The sequence below is a fragment of the Mechercharimyces sp. CAU 1602 genome, assembly GCF_024753565.1.
Classification (GTDB): domain Bacteria; phylum Bacillota; class Bacilli; order Thermoactinomycetales; family JANTPT01; genus Mechercharimyces.
This window is the reverse complement of sequence record NZ_JANTPT010000001.1, coordinates 1,050,056-1,066,209: the sequence shown is the minus strand read 5'-3', so window position 1 is coordinate 1,066,209 and position 16,154 is coordinate 1,050,056. Positions and strand designations below refer to the sequence as shown.

The 16,154-nt window shown below is 41.8% G+C and carries 20 protein-coding genes and 1 pseudogene; 7 read left to right on the top strand and 14 right to left on the bottom strand.

Annotation, left to right across the window (positions count from 1 at the left end; all coding sequences use genetic code 11):
* Positions 1–90: 90 nt before the first annotated feature.
* Positions 91–1,173, top strand: a complete 1,083-nt coding sequence (locus NXZ84_RS05605) for a tyrosine-type recombinase/integrase (RefSeq protein ID WP_258839278.1) — start codon at positions 91–93, stop codon at positions 1,171–1,173.
* 66 nt (positions 1,174–1,239) lie between these two features.
* Here the strand turns inward: NXZ84_RS05605 and NXZ84_RS05600 are convergent, their stop codons facing one another.
* Both NXZ84_RS05600 and NXZ84_RS05595 read right to left on the bottom strand, forming a co-directional pair.
* A complete protein-coding gene (locus NXZ84_RS05600) occupies positions 1,240–1,659 on the bottom strand; it encodes an organic hydroperoxide resistance protein (RefSeq protein ID WP_258839277.1) in 420 nt (139 codons plus the stop codon).
* Positions 1,660–1,673: 14 nt separating this feature from the next.
* The gene (locus NXZ84_RS05595) at positions 1,674–2,147 is read right to left on the bottom strand and encodes a MarR family winged helix-turn-helix transcriptional regulator (RefSeq protein ID WP_258839276.1); all 474 of its coding nucleotides are present in this window, start codon (positions 2,145–2,147) and stop codon (positions 1,674–1,676) included.
* A gap of 170 nt (positions 2,148–2,317) precedes the next feature.
* Here NXZ84_RS05595 and NXZ84_RS05590 point away from each other — a divergent pair, with 170 nt between their 5' ends.
* The 3 genes from NXZ84_RS05590 to NXZ84_RS05580 are packed head-to-tail and all read left to right on the top strand — an operon-like array spanning position 2,318 to position 5,564.
* The gene (locus tag NXZ84_RS05590) at positions 2,318–3,277 is read left to right on the top strand and encodes an AAA family ATPase (protein WP_258839275.1); all 960 of its coding nucleotides are present in this window, start codon (positions 2,318–2,320) and stop codon (positions 3,275–3,277) included.
* Positions 3,274–4,392 carry a DUF58 domain-containing protein gene (locus NXZ84_RS05585; RefSeq protein WP_258839274.1) on the top strand — a complete coding sequence of 373 codons (1,119 nt, stop codon included), beginning with the start codon at positions 3,274–3,276 and terminating at the stop codon, positions 4,390–4,392. Before NXZ84_RS05590 ends, NXZ84_RS05585 begins: the two co-directional genes overlap by 4 nt.
* Positions 4,389–5,564 (top strand): DUF4129 domain-containing protein, encoded by a 1,176-nt coding sequence (locus tag NXZ84_RS05580; protein ID WP_258839273.1) that lies wholly within the window; start codon positions 4,389–4,391, stop codon positions 5,562–5,564. The genes NXZ84_RS05585 and NXZ84_RS05580 overlap by 4 nt, the downstream gene beginning before the upstream one ends.
* Before the next feature lie 36 nt (positions 5,565–5,600).
* On the opposite strand, the gene NXZ84_RS05575 is transcribed toward NXZ84_RS05580, so the two are convergent.
* Together NXZ84_RS05575 and NXZ84_RS05570 are read right to left on the bottom strand one after the other, a co-directional pair.
* A complete protein-coding gene (locus tag NXZ84_RS05575) occupies positions 5,601–5,903 on the bottom strand; it encodes a DUF962 domain-containing protein (protein ID WP_258839272.1) in 303 nt (100 codons plus the stop codon).
* A gap of 109 nt (positions 5,904–6,012) precedes the next feature.
* Positions 6,013–6,300 carry a LysM peptidoglycan-binding domain-containing protein gene (locus NXZ84_RS05570; RefSeq protein ID WP_258839271.1) on the bottom strand — a complete coding sequence of 96 codons (288 nt, stop codon included), beginning with the start codon at positions 6,298–6,300 and terminating at the stop codon, positions 6,013–6,015.
* A gap of 205 nt (positions 6,301–6,505) precedes the next feature.
* Here NXZ84_RS05570 and lexA point away from each other — a divergent pair, with 205 nt between their 5' ends.
* Positions 6,506–7,138 (top strand): transcriptional repressor LexA, encoded by a 633-nt coding sequence (lexA, locus tag NXZ84_RS05565; protein ID WP_258839270.1) that lies wholly within the window; start codon positions 6,506–6,508, stop codon positions 7,136–7,138.
* 100 nt (positions 7,139–7,238) lie between these two features.
* Here lexA and NXZ84_RS05560 read toward each other — a convergent pair.
* The 4 genes and pseudogenes from NXZ84_RS05560 to NXZ84_RS05545 form a co-directional block, all read right to left on the bottom strand.
* Positions 7,239–7,538 (bottom strand): annotated as a pseudogene (locus NXZ84_RS05560) (Tn3 family transposase); the annotation flags it as partial.
* Positions 7,539–7,555: 17 nt separating this feature from the next.
* Positions 7,556–7,990 (bottom strand): hypothetical protein, encoded by a 435-nt coding sequence (locus NXZ84_RS05555; protein WP_258839269.1) that lies wholly within the window; start codon positions 7,988–7,990, stop codon positions 7,556–7,558.
* Positions 7,991–8,111: 121 nt separating this feature from the next.
* A complete protein-coding gene (locus tag NXZ84_RS05550) occupies positions 8,112–9,101 on the bottom strand; it encodes a YncE family protein (RefSeq protein WP_258839268.1) in 990 nt (329 codons plus the stop codon).
* 68 nt (positions 9,102–9,169) lie between these two features.
* Positions 9,170–9,886, bottom strand: a complete 717-nt coding sequence (locus NXZ84_RS05545) for a YiiX/YebB-like N1pC/P60 family cysteine hydrolase (RefSeq protein ID WP_258839267.1) — start codon at positions 9,884–9,886, stop codon at positions 9,170–9,172.
* Between the two features lie 409 nt (positions 9,887–10,295).
* Here NXZ84_RS05545 and NXZ84_RS05540 point away from each other — a divergent pair, with 409 nt between their 5' ends.
* Positions 10,296–10,493 (top strand): hypothetical protein, encoded by a 198-nt coding sequence (locus NXZ84_RS05540; RefSeq protein WP_309495608.1) that lies wholly within the window; start codon positions 10,296–10,298, stop codon positions 10,491–10,493.
* Between the two features lie 154 nt (positions 10,494–10,647).
* Here the strand turns inward: NXZ84_RS05540 and NXZ84_RS05535 are convergent, their stop codons facing one another.
* Both NXZ84_RS05535 and NXZ84_RS05530 read right to left on the bottom strand, forming a co-directional pair.
* A complete protein-coding gene (locus NXZ84_RS05535) occupies positions 10,648–11,094 on the bottom strand; it encodes a GNAT family N-acetyltransferase (RefSeq protein ID WP_258839265.1) in 447 nt (148 codons plus the stop codon).
* A gap of 85 nt (positions 11,095–11,179) precedes the next feature.
* Positions 11,180–11,338, bottom strand: a complete 159-nt coding sequence (locus tag NXZ84_RS05530) for an NUDIX hydrolase (protein ID WP_258839264.1) — start codon at positions 11,336–11,338, stop codon at positions 11,180–11,182.
* 112 nt (positions 11,339–11,450) lie between these two features.
* Between NXZ84_RS05530 and NXZ84_RS05525 the strand changes: the two genes are divergently transcribed.
* On the top strand, positions 11,451–11,867 hold the full coding sequence (locus NXZ84_RS05525; RefSeq protein WP_258839263.1) for a DUF5391 domain-containing protein: 417 nt from the start codon (positions 11,451–11,453) through the stop codon (positions 11,865–11,867).
* A gap of 68 nt (positions 11,868–11,935) precedes the next feature.
* On the opposite strand, the gene NXZ84_RS05520 is transcribed toward NXZ84_RS05525, so the two are convergent.
* The 4 genes from NXZ84_RS05520 to NXZ84_RS05505 form a co-directional block, all read right to left on the bottom strand.
* Entirely contained in the window at positions 11,936–13,114 is a 1,179-nt protein-coding gene (locus NXZ84_RS05520; RefSeq protein WP_258839262.1) for a pyridoxal phosphate-dependent aminotransferase, read from the bottom strand.
* 160 nt (positions 13,115–13,274) lie between these two features.
* Complete coding sequence (locus tag NXZ84_RS05515; protein ID WP_396654009.1) at positions 13,275–14,765, bottom strand: AAA family ATPase; 1,491 nt, start codon at positions 14,763–14,765, stop codon at positions 13,275–13,277.
* A 2-nt stretch (positions 14,766–14,767) separates the two neighbouring features.
* Positions 14,768–15,292, bottom strand: a complete 525-nt coding sequence (locus NXZ84_RS05510) for a hypothetical protein (protein WP_258839261.1) — start codon at positions 15,290–15,292, stop codon at positions 14,768–14,770.
* Positions 15,293–15,431: 139 nt separating this feature from the next.
* Positions 15,432–16,148, bottom strand: a complete 717-nt coding sequence (locus NXZ84_RS05505; protein WP_258839260.1) for a hypothetical protein — start codon at positions 16,146–16,148, stop codon at positions 15,432–15,434.
* Positions 16,149–16,154 lie beyond the last annotated feature (6 nt).

Below are 16,154 nucleotides of genomic sequence, written 5' to 3'. Positions count from 1 at the left end.
AAGGGGGTTAGTTATGAAAAAGGAGGTGATTTTCCCTCCTAATCATGGTATAAATAGGTTGAACAACGTTACAAAACAAGGAGAGAATCGATGGCTACAACAGATTATCCCTTTTCGCGAAAACTATCCCCTAGCATTAATCGACTGGTATTGGGGTTTCCAGAAGACGTGCAGGAATTTTTCTTAGAAATGATTAGCGCAGACCGCTCTCAGCAAACGATTTCTAACTATGCGTATGATTTTGCTTTATTTTTCGACTACCTTAAAGAAAAAGGGATCGCTCTCGAAGAAATACGTCCCATAACCATTAAGCGCTTCTTCCGTCATATTGAAAATGGTTATGAACGTGTGATTCAGATACAATTGAGGAGGGAAGATCCTATTACCGGAGAAGTGGAACGCAAATGGATCGAGCGGAAACATTACCGTGAAAATACGTATGCGGGTAAACAGCGAAAACGCGCCTCACTACGCTCTCTCTTTCGCTATCTGGTTAAACTGGGTGCGTTAGATAAAGATCCAATGGAAGAATACGAGGATGCCAGTTTACGCTCACGTTCGAAGAAACGAGTCCCTGTATTCCTCACCCGCGAGGAAGCGCTACGTCTGATTGAAGCTATCGCTACCTATCATGGGAAAAAGAAATTGCGTAAGAGTAATTGGCACGAATATCGTGATCGTGCGATGTTGCTTATGCTATTAAATACAGGGATGCGTGTATCAGAACTGGTAGGCCTTAATCTAAATAATGTACAGCGAGATCACAATAACGTACATATATTTGTATTGGGGAAAGGAGGAAAAGAGCGCGTACTCAAATTAAACCAGACAGCAGAGTCCGCTTTGAGCCACTATCTCCAGCATCGACCTATAGCTAAAGATAGTTCCGACGCTTTATTTCTTAATAAGAACCGAACACGATTAGGACGTAAGGGAGTAAATGAAGCGCTGCAAAAATACGTACGAGAGGCACAATTGCCCCCTAAGTCATCCAATATATCTCCCCATAAACTGCGCCATACATTAGCTACTCTCCTTCTCTCCAATGGAGAAAACTTGCGGGTAGTTCAGGAAATCTTAGGCCATTCCAGTATTCAAACCACTCAGATCTATACACATGTCATCAACTCAGAAAAAGACGAAGCATTAGATCGCTTAGATCAATGGACGTAATAAACAGGGATAAGAATCTCAAATAGAGAATTCCTATCCCTGTTCTAATATCAAACATTAATTGGATTAGGAGGCACTAACATCGAAAGTGACATCCATATTGCCGCGTGTTGCTTTTGAATATGGACACACTTGGTGGGCCATTTCTACTAGTTTCTCAGCCTCAGCTTGTTCGACCCCTGTGATGCTTACTTCCATATTGGCGGATAATGCAAAACCACCGTCAGTATCTTTGCCAATACTTACATGAGTGGTTACTTTGGTTTCTACCTTCGCTTTTTGTTGACGTGCCACCAAGTTGAGCGCACTATCGAAACAAGCAGAATAACCAGCGGCAAAAAGTTGTTCCGGATTTGTCGCTTCTTCTCCTGATCCACCTAAACCCTTCGGCATGCGAACATCCAAATTTAAAATCCCATCGGATGAAGTTACTTTTCCGTTGCGACCACCTTGCGCTGTTGCTGTTGCAGTATACAAAGCTTCCATGATTTATATTCCTCCTATTTATTTCTTCTGTTTTGTTGATGCAACAATTGTAGTAGATCTTGGAGCGAACAAAGAAGATCCGCATAATCTTGGTTCTCTGTCTGGAGCGATTGTTGAAGCGTTTCTGGAATACAAGCTGCTTTTTTTTCCAAATCTGCCCCTTTCGGAGTGAGACGCACCATGACTACCCGCTCATCCGCAGATGTACGCTCGCGCTTAACCAAATCTGCTTCTTCCATTCTTTTTAACATCGGTGTAAGTGTACCAGAATCAAGATACATCCATTCACCCAGTTGTTTGACAGTACATGACTTTACATCCCATAAAATAAGGAGAGCTAAATACTGAGGGTAAGTAATTCCTAGTTCATCCAATAAGGGACGATACAATTTTTGCATTTCGCGTGCAGTAGCATACACGGTAAAGCAAAGTTGTTGCTGTAATCGTACTGGAACTTGTGACTCTACTCGAACTCCCCCTCCTCTCAATTAAATTGTGCACAATTTAATTGTATCATAATATGGTTGTTTTGCAAGTGACACTATACTATATTCCCCCATTTATCCATTTTTAACAGCCTCACTATACTATTTATCTACTTTTCGTTATAATGGAAATCATGCATCATTATTATTACATGATCATAGGAGGTTTTCTAGTGAGTATTATTTCTCATGTAACTGAAAAGCTGCGAACATCAGTATCTCGTACGATTGTAGGGCAAGAAAAGTCGGTGGAGCGATTACTGGTAGCTCTATATGCAGGTGGACATGTCCTGTTAGAAGATATGCCGGGAACCGGAAAAACCGAACTGGCGAAAAGTTTAGCCGTTAGTATTGGCTCCACTTTTGCCCGTATTCAATGTACTCCTGATTTACTCCCATCGGACATAACAGGAAGCACCATTTATAATCAGCATAAGCAACAATTTCAATTTCAAAAAGGGCCCCTCTTTCATCAGGTGATCTTAGTCGATGAGATCAATCGTGCGATTCCGCGTTCGCAGTCAGCTTTATTAGAAGCGATGGCCGAAGGCCAGATTACTGTAGATGGACATACATATCCCCTCCGTCCCCCATTTTTTGTGATTGCGACTCAAAATCCGATCGAGTCTCAGGGGACGTTTCCTTTACCGGAAGCGCAATTGGATCGCTTTTTTATGAAATTTTCTCTAGGATATCCTTCCTTAGAGGAAGAACGTTCAATTTTCCATTTATCTCATGAGCGAGAAAAATTAAAGACAGCACCTGTCGTGACGTCAGAAGAAATTTTACAAGTCCAAGCTGCTATTAAAGAGGTAACCTTTAGTAGTGATGTTGAATTGTATATGCTCCATCTTGTGCGACATACACGGAAGATGGAAGGTGTTTCCCTAGGGGTTTCACCGCGTGGGTTAATTGCATTAGGACGTGCAGCCCAAGCTCAAGCCGCTATTCGTGGGCGTAACTACGTTCTCCCCGACGATTTAAAGGAGGTAGCTAAACCCGTCTTAGCCCATCGTCTGGTACTTGACCCTGCTGTGCGTATGCAAAAAGTTACCCCTCAAGAGATCATCGAACGTGTGATCAATGAGGTAACTGCACCAGTTGAAAATGAACAAGGTGCACCTGCTTCATGATCGCAGTCATCCTTTCAATCCTTCTTTTATTTGGCGGTGCAGCTCTCTACTCCACTGCTTGGCTCAAGTGGGTACCTATGAAAGTGAACAGTTGGGTAGAAGTAGAGGAGGCAGAAAAGATAGAAGGAGAATCTACTGTTGTATGGGTAGTAGTAGAAAATCATTCTATATTACCAATTCCATGGATAAATGTAAGTCTCGTGCTTCCTCGTGGCATGTCGGAAGATAAAAAAGAGAGAACGGTGTTCTTTTCTACCCACCTACTGCCTCGCCAAAAGGTGAGGCGCAAGATTGCTTTTACTTGTTATCAGCGCGGAGTACATCGCTTAACCTCTCTAACTGTTGATTTAAGTGATGGGTTAGGTTGGAAAAGTGAACGGTTACACATTGATACAATCCCTAAGATCACAGTTAAACCTAGATTACTTCACACACACATCCCCTTACCCCTCTCTGATTGGATGGGAGAAGTAAGTGTGAAGCGCTGGTACAATGAGGATCCAGCTCGCTTATATGGGATCCGTCCCTATCAACAGAGCGATGCCTATACCTCCATCCATTGGGCAGCATCGGCTCGTACCGGGGAATGGATGGTAAAACAATGGGAAACAACCAGTGATGCTTCTATTACTTTCGTTATAAACGGTCAAACACAAACCAAGAGTATAGCAGGAGTTCGCCTCGAAATAGTGGATGAGGCATGTCGGCTTGTCGCTACTCTGTGTCAACAGGCGCAACATAAAGGTCTTCGTTACGGCATCCTCACCAATTTAATGTGGCAAGGAAGGTCGGTGCTCCACACACCGATTGGCAGTGGTGAGCAGCATTACTCTCAGATTCACCATCTCCTAGGGGGAGTGCTACCCTTGCCGCTTACAAAAGGATCTGAGTTGTTATACAAGTTGGTCAGTGAGAATAATGTCGCACAGACGATTTTCTTTGTCACATCGTATTGGGAGGAAGAAATCGCTTCTCATTTGCATTTCCTGCGCGAACAGGGTCATGTTGTCTACGTACTTTATCTTTATCAAGAGAATAAACCAAGTAGACTACCTCATTGGGATGGACCTCTTCATTTTTATCCAGTTGAAAGTGAAGGGAGAAAAACATCATGAAAAGCTCAACAGTATTTTTCCTTTCTCTCTGTAGCCATGCGCTCATCAGTGTGATTGCTTTTACTTTTATTATGTCTGGATCGTCAGACGGAACAAGAGTAGTTCCTTGGATAACTCTTTTTATGCTTGTTCTTACTTGGATTATTTACGTAAGCATTGAGCGAAAAATATCTTTTCGGACTATCCTCCTTTTGTACTGGATAAGTATTTTGCTCGCCTGGGTAGGATGGGGCGTAGTTGTCAACTGGATCTCCCCTTTTCAAACACTTTTATTAACCGTAATTGCAGCACTGTTCTGGAGGAGAGTATGGGAAACGCATTCAGATCGACGCTATCTTCGACAATATTTAATATCAAAGTTGACTCAAGACGTTATTCTATTGTTGTTATTAAGCTTGACTGCAACGTTATACATGCAAGATCCACAATTACCAACAGTAGTCGTTCCACTTATCTTCGCATTTTTTCTTGTACGTATCGTTACAATGATGTATGCGGTCCGTCTAACAGAACAAACCACTTCTACGAGCAAACGGGGGGCCCTCCTCCTTATAATCTTGCTGGTGTTTGTGATTCTATTCTTACTACTGTTAGATGCAACCGGTAGTACAGTGCTCTCGCTGCTGGGAAGCGGTGTAATCTATGCTCTCTCACCCTTGTTATTTATTGTGGGCAAATTCTCAGAGTGGGTGATTAACGTAATTTCTGTGGGAGCCGATTGGGGGAATTATAATCAACAACCTCCTTCGGAAAATGAAGAGACTCCCCTCTCTCCTGTTGCGACAGCAGACTATAACCCCATCTGGTATTACTCTATAATGGTGATACTCACCCTTTTGGTTGGGTACTTTCTTTATAAGAGGGTGCAGTGGATTCGGTTCCGATCCTTTCAAATGAAGGACATAGAAGAAGAGCGCTCTTTTTTAACCCGTTCTTATCGTAAAGAGAAAAAAGAAGGTGATCGGTATCCCTACAGTAAAACTATTGGGGGAATCCGTAAGCAATACTCAGCCTACCTTAAACAGATGAGAGATAAAGGGATTCCACGAAAATCTACAGAAACTCCGCTTGAATATATGAAGAGAGTGCAACAAGAAGCGCCAACGCAAAATGATCAGATAGATAAGATCACACAATCATATCTTGTCGCTCGTTATCGAGACGATGAGTAATCTAGTAAAGACCCAAGGGTATCCTTGGGTCTTTACTTATTGTGACTTGGATTTGTGAGTGGGGGTTTGTTCCTCTCGCTTCCATTTTTTTATCCACCACAGCACACCCGCAAATAAAAATAGTGGGTTGGAGAAAAAAGATGGCTTTTTTCCTTCAAAGGCATGGCCGATAAATTGCAATACCCATCCTAGCACAAATAAGATTAGAGCTACTTTCCATTGAAAGAAAAACCATGGCAACGAAATGACAATCATCGGAATTCCAATCGCATGAGTTAATTTATTGATCGGATGTTGATGATCTTCACGATACTTCTCTAATAAAGATGATAAATCCATCACGACATCCCTCCTTCTTTTCATACTATTCCTCATGACGAATCAACATCCTTCTAGAATCAACAAATAATTAAACATAATATTCTTATTTATAAGAATAAAAGAATCGCTAGTCCGTATCTTCTATAACAGGAACTTTTAGTGTCTGTCCTGGATGAATAACGTTATTATCCAACTGATTTATATCTATGATGGTAGCGATAGTACGCCTAACATCTTCACGATTACCCGTATGCGCTCGTGCGATTTTCCAGAGGGTATCACCTGTTTCTACTTGCCACTCCACTGTATGGGTGTATGGGTCTGCAGCAGTCACATCAGTTCGAACGATGAAGAAAAGGAGGAAACATCCAACAATTAGGACAGCAGTAACGTTTGCCCAACGGGGGATCGACATTAACGACACTCCTTTACTCTATTTCCGATCATCTTTGTACAAGTATATGCTTGAATACCTATACGTTATACCAGAACTAACGTTCCGTCAAGAGGAATTTCGAACTTATGTTTGCGCTTTTCTTCACATTCATGTATACTTTGGTAAAAGAGAAAATGTCCTTATATTGCGAGGTCACTATTCGTACTGAAGGGAGATGAGTGCTTTGTCAAAACTCTCCACTCGTCAACAGGCTATTCTTGACTTTATTAAGAGCGAAGTTCGAGAGAAAGGGTATCCACCTTCTGTTCGTGAAATCGGTGAAGCTGTGGGGCTTGCTTCCAGCTCAACTGTTCATGGACATCTCGCACGGTTAGAAGAGAAGGGGTATATACGCCGCGATCCCACGAAGCCTAGAGCCATCGAAGTTTTAGACCCTTATCGTTCTGCAGATGAATCCATGGTGGAGCAGGATTCGTCGGTGCTTATACCATTGGTTGGGAAAGTTACGGCAGGCGAACCGATTACAGCAGTAGAAAATGTGGATGAATACTTACCTCTACCACTACAATTAGTAGGCAATAAAGACTCTGTATTTTTACTTACCGTTCAGGGTGAAAGTATGATCAATGCTGGCATTTTAGATGGGGACAAGCTGATTGTCCATCAGCAACAAGCGGCTAATAACGGAGATATTATTGTCGCCATGACTGAAGAGGGAGAAGCGACAGTAAAGCGCTTCTACAAAGAGCAAGATCATGTTCGCTTACAGCCAGAAAATGATCAGATGCATGCGTTATTATTGTCTGACGTTACTATCCTTGGGAAAGTAATTGGATTATTGCGGACAACGATGTAAAACAAAAGAAGAGTAGAAACCTCTCATTGAGGGGTTTCTACTCTTCTTTTGTTTTATCTATAACGCGGGCTGCATATCTCACTGAGGCTTTTTTTAAAAGCAGGGTTCGATTTTGGCTGAATCGCTTAAGAATTGCTTCAGTCTCTGCGGTGTAAACCTCAATGCTGCGGCGTATATCACTATTTAATCATAATGCTGATAGATCAAGTCCCAGTTAATCGGATTTTTGGCTAGCACGGGCTGTAGGTTGGAGTATGAATCTGTCATACCGTGTGCTGGCTTATACAGCTTTTGTGAGCCAATATTTTTGAATCGAGGCATGAGTTTAAAGCCAAGAAGATGACAAAAAGCAAAGCCAACTTCGCTCTGACCGCGTGTCTACATAGTTTCTATCCACTTGAGGATTGTCATGTCGTTTTATATCTCGAACATTCGAGTGACCTCTTTTTCGGAGGGATTTTGTCTATTGAATACCAGCCGGCAGTGAAGCCACCCACGAATCTCCAATAGATTTATGAGGGTTTTCTTGAACTTAGTGAATGCTCTAGCATCCGGCTTCCTAGTTTTGATTTCGAATTTCCGAATGCACTCATTTCCGAGGTGAAGGCGATTATTGTTGTGTATGTTAGCAATGACGTCGTTGCTCTTGACATGAGTGTTACATAAATCACACGCTGGCTTAAATCCAGGATCGTCTTCTTTTATATGTTCATCAGCAACCCATTCTTCACGCGCTTCGTCAAATGTGTCTGCCTGGCTCGCTTCAGTCAGTCTCTTCCTTGACAGTGATCCCGGTCCTTTTACCAGGGTCACATTTTTACCTATAGAAATCATCCCCTTTATAATAGTCAATCCCCTCAATTAAGAGGGGCTATTTTGAATATATCATAATGGGAAATACTTGTTTAGCAACACAACACAATATGTTATATAAAAGGACACGCTACATATTGTGTTTTGCGATTGATCCCCCCTATTTCAATAGTGTAAGATCTTGAACCAGAGTCTCACGTTTTCTGGGCAAGAGAAATTCTTTTTTCTTTTCCCCAGTTTTCTTATCATATATGTGGATCAATCCTGCGTACTGGTCTTCTCTTTGAGATAAACAATAAATATACTTGTCATCTACTCTCGCTTGTAAAAGTGGGACATCTGCTTTGAACGTTTTAATTTCTTTGAAAGTATTACTGTCCATCATTGTAATGTAAGGACTCATGCTATAGAGAACATAAAAATGATCTCCGTCTGGTATAATCCGTTCAGAGTATGGATGGGGGAGTTTTACATTGCTTACGTTCCATGTACCTGGTTCCAATACACTTAAGTATGGGTCTTCTTTATTAGAGACACTAACCACTTTTCCATTGATCATGGAAACATCAGAAGCATTTCCGTGTTCTATCACTAGTTTCTTTATTATTTTTTTACTTTTCCTGTCCAAGACATATTGCATATGCCTATCTGCCACGTCAGGGAAATCAGCATTTATGTATGCATAGGAATCATCAAAAGTCGCTGAAGGTAATATCCCGTCTAATTTTACTTCCACACCTTCCTTTCCTTCCTCTTTGATCTCTACTTTTCCATACTCTAAATCAGAATTAAATGTGGTTAATCGAGTGTCACCTTTTATTTTGGTGTAATATGGGAAGTCGAGAGATTCCATCTCGGATATGCTCCCAGACGGATTAATTTTAGTGAACCCAGTGTTAAACCTAGCAGGGAGTAAAATGTTTCCATCTCGATCTTCCCTAATTTCAAATATCCCAATAGCATCAATTGTAGCACTCGAGGTAACCTCTCCTCCTTGGTTAAAAACAACAAATTCACTATCTTCTTCTAAAGAGTTTGTATATACGACTCCGATGTCCCCATTATCAAGACTTATTTCATTATCAGCACAAGAAGTCAACATACTAGCGGTAACTGTAGCAAGAACAATCGTTTTACATAGGTTTTTCATTAAATTCTTCCTCCATTTGTAAAGACAGAGAGGCAGGAACAACCTCTCTGTCTTTAATCATTTATTTATTACCCTTTTGAATAGAATGTTTTCGTATCCCCATCATTGATCAAATTTACAGGCCATACTGCGCCACCGTTATCCAGTTCAAAACCTCTGTTTTTCCATGATCTCCATGCTAATTGTGAACAATAGAAGCGTGAGGTTGTCGTTTTGTTGTAAAAGTTATAATTGTACGGCTTTCCTATTTTTGCTTTTGAGTAGGCGGCTGCGTAACTATAGTCAGCGCCGTCTGCTCCACGAACCCATAATCCTCTTACGTGTGAATATCTTGCTTTCCAATTATTAGTCCTTCTTTGAACTCCCTTTTTACTCCCGATACCGAAAGATTCTGTAACATAGTAATTGTTACTTTGTACAACGCCTGCATGTCCTCCGGCCCAAGCTGAGCCCCCGCTAGTTCCGCTTAGTGTTACCACAATATCACCTTTGGTCCCAACCCTGTTTGAATGAAGTTGATTTTCAGCCTCTTCTGAAGACAATCCTTTATCTTTCACGTATTCTTGAAAGTCCTGAGGATCTACTGTCTTCTTACCATTTTTTAATTCTTCCTGCGTATCTCTTATTCCTTCTTCTAAATCGGCGAGTTCGGCAGGGGTCAAGTCTTCGATCGAGAGTTCTTCCGCACCAGTGGAACTTGAAGCGAAACTGTCGGGGGCAAAGGCGATAGACATCGTCAATGCAAGGGAGAGAGGAAGCAGAACAACTTTCTTGATTGCTTTCATTTACAAACCAACTCCTAAATAGTATTTTAGATGCCACAAACTGGGTATCCAAATTTATAATAGACTGATAGAAATAGGAAGTCAATAGTAAAATCAAAATTAATTAAAGATATTTATTTATTTTATGATTTTTATTATCCTATGTTATATGAAATATGAATAAATTTATAGAGCCTGATTATGATTATCTAAAGAGTGTATTTCGACACCTTGAGAACGGAATTAGAAGTTAACGTACCAAGATCAAAAAACTTCCTTATGTTCCAACAGAAGATGAAATTAAACGCTATTATGAAGCTGTCTGGAGGGCGAAAAACTTACAAGATATGATGGTCATCAAGACTTTGCTGTATACAGGCGTTCGTGTAAGTGAATTGTAAGTGAACTCATCAACATTAAGTTAAATGATGTGGATTTCCAACGATGTCAGATACGCGTGAATCAAGGGAAAGGGAAGAAAGATCGAATCGTACCATTCCCTACCGCCTTCAAAGAGCTTTTAGCCATGCACACAGTACTGTGGAAAGAAAGGGTATTGACGATGCGCTCATTTAGCTTTATTCTGGACATGAAAATCGAAAGTCGCTTGAAGTGTACTCAAAATTAGCTATTACAGATGCTCAGGATGAATATGAGCGTGTTATTCCTCAGTTTCCTATATAAAACACGGGAAACGGCTTGAATTGCTCACATGCAATCTCAAGCCGTTTTTACATTTATTAGGCAAATGCCGGCAAAATCGACGGATGCTCCCTCTACCCCTATATATGTAACACGACAGCCATTTCCTTTCCAAACCGATCTCCTTGATCGACAAATCCTAAGCTAGCGTATAAGCGATGTGCTTCCGTGTTCTCTGGATGGTAGCCAACAACTACTTTATTAGCTTGCCGCAGATTTCTTATTTCATCCAGCATGAGCTGTGTAGCTTGTTTTCCAATGCCTTTGCCTTGGTAGTTTTCATCGATCATGATGCGGTAAATCCAATAGCCATCTAACTCTTCTAAAACAGAGTTAAACATCAAAAAGCCGACGACAGCCTCTTCGTAATAAATAGCGTATGGTTTGAGTGATTCTTCAAATTTGGATTGAGCGATGGAAATTGCGTTAGACTCCATATACTCTGCTTGTGCAGTGGATACGCTTAACTGACAACACTCATACCAGTTATCTTTGTTTACTTCCTCTATCCTGATCGTTGGGTTCAATGTTGGACCTACTTTCTTATACTCTTTTAAAATATATTTCTATTAAATTATACTTGATCTTTTTAAATAAGAGAAGTTGCAACTGCTAACACCGTTTGCCAGTTATAACAGGTAAAAAGATTCCTTTGGGTGTTCTTATGACAGCAACAGATTCTTCGTTTGGAGAGAAAATAACCCCATATGCGGTTCTGCGCTGTTTATATACAGCACCTTCTATTTTTTGTCCGAAAACTGGTATATTCATCTATTCACCTTCTTTATCTTTGAACTCAAGCAGGACAATTTACTTTCAGCTAGAATAATACAGATGCATCCTCATAAATAAATGATGTCATCTAGAAAGGATTGGCAACCCCGTGGATTCAACGATTAGAAAAAATATGGTTTATGTTACTTTGATTTCAGCAGTATTCTTTACCTCATTGTTAATCCTGATTACTTTATCCCCGCTTAATCAAACAGGGCCTAACGTAAATCAATTTAACTCTACCGGTATGTGGCTAGCGGTAGGCATGGTGTTATTTTGTTATTTGTTCCCCCTCCTTGTCTATATTAGAGGAGTGCAGTCAATGAAAATGGTAATGGCAATTTTATGTGGGGTCGGTTTACTTATTGCATTATCCGTACTCCCTATTATCGGATGGTTATTGTATCGAGAGCCTCATCCCACCACCCTTACACTGCTAGTGCTCGGGTTGTTGCTATGTATTACAAACATAATCTGGTTTTTTAGTGCATTTATGCGCTCATCACGTCCACCGACAATGAGCTAAACATACTTACCGGGAGAAAAAAAGATCTTTATGTATAAACAAAAAAGGCCAGATGGCCCTTTTTTGTTTTATTGTATATCTACAAAGCGTTTGATCCGTTCTACTGCTTTTTCTAGCTGTTCCATCGAAGTTGCATACGAGAGGCGAACGTGCTCATCAGTACCAAAAGCAGAGCCGGGTACAACAGCGACCAACTCTTCTTCTAACAGTTTTTGCGCCCACTCGGCAGAGGTTTTTATGCTTTTAGCTTTCATCGATTCAGCAATATTGGCATATACGTAGAATGCCCCTGCAGGTGTAGAAGCGCTAATTCCAGGTAATTGTTGCAATGCAGCCACAAGAAAATCTCGTCGCTGTGCAAAAGCAGTTCGCATGGTAGCAACTGGTTCTTGTGGTCCTTCCAATGCAGCAATGGCTGCATATTGGGCGATTGAAGCTGGGTTCGAGGTGCTATGGCTAGAAATATTACTCATCGCTTGAATCAGATCAGCATTTCCTGCTACATAACCAATCCGCCAGCCCGTCATGGAATACGTCTTTGAAACACCATTGATAATGACGGTTTGGTTATAGTACTCCTCACCTAAACTGGCCATGCTTATATGCGGCTGCCCACTATATATCAAGTGTTCATAAATCTCATCCGAAATGATCGTCACATTTTGATCGATGCACACCCGTCCCAAATCCGTTAGTTCTTCTTTAGTATAAACGGCGCCCGTTGGATTAGAAGGACTATTGATAAGAAATGCTTTCGTCCTTTCTGTCACAGCCGCTGCTAAATCAGAGGTGGAAATTTTAAATCCATCTTCTTCTTTTCCTTCTAACAATACCGGGACGCCACCTGCTAACTTCACCTGCTCTACGTAGCTAACCCAGTAAGGCGTGGGAATAATGACCTCATCACCGGGATCGAGCAAAGCTTGGAATAAGTTGTAGAGAGCATGCTTTGCCCCCACAGTAACCATCACCTGATTGGCTGTGTACTGCAAGCGATTATCACGATGAAATTTTCGAATAATCGCCTCTTTGAGCGAAGCAATTCCGCTTGCTGGAGTGTACTTGGTGTGACCTGCATTCATCGCTTGGATGGCGGCTTCGATAATGTGTTGTGGTGTATTAAAATCGGGTTCCCCTGCACCTAAGCCTACTACATCTTTACCTCCGTCTTTTAACGCTCGTGCCATCGCAGTAATTGTTAATGTGACGGACGGTGCTACTTGTTGTACGCGTTTGGATAATTGCATCTATCGTCCACTCTCCTTGTGCTTGACGGTCGGTCTGTACTCTCTTTATGTATATGAGGCTCCAACCAGACTGTTTTTATTAAAACGTATCCAGACAGACAAATCAAGAGGAGGAGTCATCAGATCGATGCAGCTCCCCCTCATCTTTGCTCTTTTATACTTAACGAACCCACTCGTCGGCTTGCGCTAACAATTGGCGGAAATGATCCCCTTGTAATACTTCATCTTTTAAGAGGAGGTACAACCCTCTCTCCAACACATGACGGTGTTGTTCGATCTGGTGTATCGTCCGCTCTTCTAATGAGCTCAATATTCGACTTGCTTCCGCTTGCAAACTACTTTTTTCTATCCAGTCTGGATTAATAATCCCTAACTCGGATAATCCGCTCTCAATCAACAATTGGGCCGACTGATTAGCACGTTCATAATCATTTCGCGCCCCTGTGCTACGATTTCCAAACACCACTTGTTCAGCCGCAGCCCCGGCTAGTAAAATCATAATTTGCCCTTCAATTTGTTCGCGCGTATATAAATAACGATCACTTCCGGGGTGATGGCGAACATATCCGAGCGCCTCTCCGCGTGGAGATAGAGCTACTTGTGCTACAGATTCTGGTTGCACAAACTCTGCCACAATGGCATGTCCCATCTCATGAATTGCGACACGTTCCCGCTCTTCTTGTGTCGCTTCTCGATCTGTCTTTTCCCCCATCATGACTTTATCAATGGCAAGAGAGAGATGATGCTGTGTAATCTCTCGTTCTTCGTCACGGAGGGCGTATATCGCAGCTTCATTAGCAACACTTTCCAACTGTGCACCTGAAAAACCAAAGGTTTCTTCTGCTATCTTCTCTATTTTTACATCAGCGGACAAAGGTTTTGTGTGCAGATGAAGGTGTAGGATATGCGTACGCGCTTTTTTGTCAGGTAGATCTACTGTGATGTGGCGATCAAATCTTCCTGGACGCAATAAAGCACTGTCTAACATATCCTTACGGTTGGTTGCTGCTACAACCAACAGCCGCACATCTTGTTCAGAAGATAACCCATCCATCTCTGTCAATAGCTGATTTAATGTCTGATCATATTCACGATGCTGCGAACCATCACGGCGACCACCGATGACATCGATTTCGTCGATAAATATGATCGCATTCTTCTTTTTCTTCTTCCGTGCCATCTCTCTTGCTTCAGTAAATAATTTGCGTATTCGTTTTGCTCCTACACCTACATACATCTCGATAAAAGCGCTACCTGCAGTAGAAACAAAAACAGAATCGGTATAATGAGCCGCTGCCTTTGCCATCAACGTTTTTCCTGTTCCCGGAGGTCCAGACAGCAAGATACCTTTGAGGGGACGAATCCCATACGCATCGATATGGTCACGATGAATTAAAAAGTCAAGGGCTTCGATCAATTCGTTTTTCGCCCGTTTTTGTCCCCCAATCTCATCAAAAGTTAGATTGGGGACAGACTCATTCGTTTGAATGGTCTCTTTTTTGCCTACCCCTAATCGGCCACCGCTAGTGGAGGAAAAAAAGGTAACAGCTGCAATAATAAGAGTAAGCACAACCAAGGGCAATAAAGGAACCCCCAGATATCCGAGGAATAGAAAAGTAGCAGCAACAGCACCTACTATCCAGCCCATCATCTTCATTCCTGCTCACCCCCGGTTACCGACTTAAGGAGCGGAAGTCGATAAAAAGCTACCTCTTCTTCCAACTGCAAAAGCAGATAGATAGCCTTTTCATCCATTACGACTTCACCCTCCACTCCGTGGAGAGTAGAAATCCGTTCAACAGCGGGAGGAATTTCACCATACTGCTCCAATGAAATATATTCATACATCAAAAAGCTGATCTGCTCCCATGCGCTCTGCAAAGAAGAATTTTCATTATCTACAAAGCGGATCGTAATCTCACGATGGCCACCGATCTCTTCCATCTGTTGATACAGTGCTCGATATGATGTTGCATCAAAGGAGGGAGAAGCCTTAAGAGAAAGCTCGATGTGATTGGGAGAGATGGCTTGATCCACTATGGTTAACTCCGAATGTGTCTGTATATATGCTTGCAATGGTTTTTCTACTTTCAACCATTGGAATGCAAAATAACCACCAAATAATAAAATGAGCGTGACAACCAGTGCCGTTGTCGCCTGGACGGCTCTTACTTTCATCTGGTCACGCCCCCTTTCTACTTAAATCAGAATAATAATCAATACTACGAGTATATCACAGGATATATATCATAAGAGAAAGGAATTAATGGGAAAGAAGCGCACCCACTCAGTACATCGCTGAGTGGGTGCGCTTCTTTTACTCTTGAGGGAACAGATATACCATATCCTCACTCTGCTCCCCTATTTGAATGCGTAGTTGAATGAGAGCTCCTGTTTTACGATCGTACCAAAGTTCATACACAACTTCTGTTAACTCACTGGCCCTTTTGGCTGCCGCGGGATCTTGAAATCCAGAACCTAAACGCTCCATCAGTTTATTTTCAACTGTTTTGGGATCAAGATCGACCCGGACAGAGGAGAATAACTCCCCTCCCCACTTTTTTTGTGGTAATTGGATTACATTGCCCATAGCCGAGGTTAACAGCTCGAGGTGATCATCAGGGGAAATCAGACCAAACTGCTCAGGAGCCAATGTTTCCTTTTTCCCGTTACTAGCAAGTTCAATCTGGTCTCCTTTCTTTTTAATTTCTAACTTCTTACGCTTATCATGTAGTTCCCAGTCGTCGCCACTCTGTTTTCCATTCAACTCATATGGTGTGGACTCATCAAGTAGGAGACGAAAAGCGTATTCAGATTGGTGACGGTGTTTTTCTACGAGAGAGAATACTTCTTCTGATAATGTTGGACGTTTTTCTCTTTGTTTCGCTTGTGCTTGTTCCTGCTCACTAGATCCACTCTTCTTCTGTGTAGAGACAGCTTGTACGCTCTCCGTAACAGGTCCAGCTTCATATCCCACTGATCCACACGCTGACAGGAGAAAACTACTTGAAACTAAGATGAGGAGTGTGCGCATCCTTCA

Coding starts and splice junctions, on each gene's coding strand:
- NXZ84_RS05570 (WP_258839271.1), bottom strand. CDS start 6,300: ATGTCGATCCCCCGTTGGGCAAACGTTACTGCTGTCCTAATTGTTGGA.
- NXZ84_RS05575 (WP_258839272.1), bottom strand. CDS start 5,903: ATGGATTTATCATCTTTATTAGAGAAGTATCGTGAAGATCATCAACAT.
- NXZ84_RS05585 (WP_258839274.1), top strand. CDS start 3,274: ATGATCGCAGTCATCCTTTCAATCCTTCTTTTATTTGGCGGTGCAGCT.
- NXZ84_RS05550 (WP_258839268.1), bottom strand. CDS start 9,101: ATGAAAAACCTATGTAAAACGATTGTTCTTGCTACAGTTACCGCTAGT.
- NXZ84_RS05605 (WP_258839278.1), top strand. CDS start 91: ATGGCTACAACAGATTATCCCTTTTCGCGAAAACTATCCCCTAGCATT.
- NXZ84_RS05520 (WP_258839262.1), bottom strand. CDS start 13,114: ATGCAATTATCCAAACGCGTACAACAAGTAGCACCGTCCGTCACATTA.
- NXZ84_RS05505 (WP_258839260.1), bottom strand. CDS start 16,148: ATGCGCACACTCCTCATCTTAGTTTCAAGTAGTTTTCTCCTGTCAGCG.
- NXZ84_RS05545 (WP_258839267.1), bottom strand. CDS start 9,886: ATGAAAGCAATCAAGAAAGTTGTTCTGCTTCCTCTCTCCCTTGCATTG.
- NXZ84_RS05510 (WP_258839261.1), bottom strand. CDS start 15,292: ATGAAAGTAAGAGCCGTCCAGGCGACAACGGCACTGGTTGTCACGCTC.
- NXZ84_RS05580 (WP_258839273.1), top strand. CDS start 4,389: ATGAAAAGCTCAACAGTATTTTTCCTTTCTCTCTGTAGCCATGCGCTC.
- NXZ84_RS05515 (WP_396654009.1), bottom strand. CDS start 14,765: ATGATGGGCTGGATAGTAGGTGCTGTTGCTGCTACTTTTCTATTCCTC.
- NXZ84_RS05530 (WP_258839264.1), bottom strand. CDS start 11,338: ATGAATATACCAGTTTTCGGACAAAAAATAGAAGGTGCTGTATATAAA.
- NXZ84_RS05600 (WP_258839277.1), bottom strand. CDS start 1,659: ATGGAAGCTTTGTATACTGCAACAGCAACAGCGCAAGGTGGTCGCAAC.